General features: G+C 59.2%; 1 protein-coding gene and 1 pseudogene. Both read right to left on the bottom strand.

Going from position 1 to position 461, the window contains the following annotated elements; genetic code table 11:
* Window positions 1-127: pseudogene (locus HWY45_RS37085) on the bottom strand (cation transporter); the annotation flags it as partial.
* Window positions 128-139: 12 nt separating this feature from the next.
* The gene (locus HWY45_RS36365; RefSeq protein ID WP_096503105.1) at window positions 140-412 is read right to left on the bottom strand and encodes a metal/formaldehyde-sensitive transcriptional repressor; all 273 of its coding nucleotides are present in this window, start codon (window positions 410-412) and stop codon (window positions 140-142) included.
* Between the last annotated feature and the right edge of the window lie 49 nt (window positions 413-461).

Here is a 461-nt window from a genome sequence, read left to right as displayed (position 1 = left end):
CCGTCACCATCATCACCGCGCACAGCGCGATGACCAGCCAGGTCCTGCGTTCGTTCTGCTCGTGCGCGGCTTCGAGAAAGACATGGTCGTGCCCTGCACTGAAGGCGTCGTTCGTGAAGTCGTTCATTCGGCACCCCGCTTACTTGAAATAGCTGTGAACGACTTCGATCAGTTGTTCGGTCGCGCTGCCCTCGTCGTGGTGATCTTCGGCGTCGACCAGATGGCTGCGGATGTGATCCTCGAGCACGACCGCGAGCAGGCCGTTCATCGCGCCGCGACCGCTCGTGATGAGGCGCAGGATCTCGTTGCAACCGCGCTCGTCTTCCAGTGCGCGTTCGATCGCTTCGACCTGTCCCTTGATTCGGCGGACACGGTTCAGCAGCTTCTGCTTTTCCTTGATGGTGTGGCTCATGGTCGCCTCTTCATATAGTGGGGGGGACTATATACCAAATCGCTTTCCA

The sequence above is a fragment of the Burkholderia stagnalis genome (assembly GCF_902830275.1).
GTDB lineage: Bacteria > Pseudomonadota > Gammaproteobacteria > Burkholderiales > Burkholderiaceae > Burkholderia > Burkholderia stagnalis.
Note: the sequence above shows the minus strand (reverse complement) of the source record. Positions and strands in the feature narration are given on the sequence as shown.

Coding starts and splice junctions, on each gene's coding strand:
- HWY45_RS36365 (WP_096503105.1), bottom strand. CDS start 412: ATGAGCCACACCATCAAGGAAAAGCAGAAGCTGCTGAACCGTGTCCGC.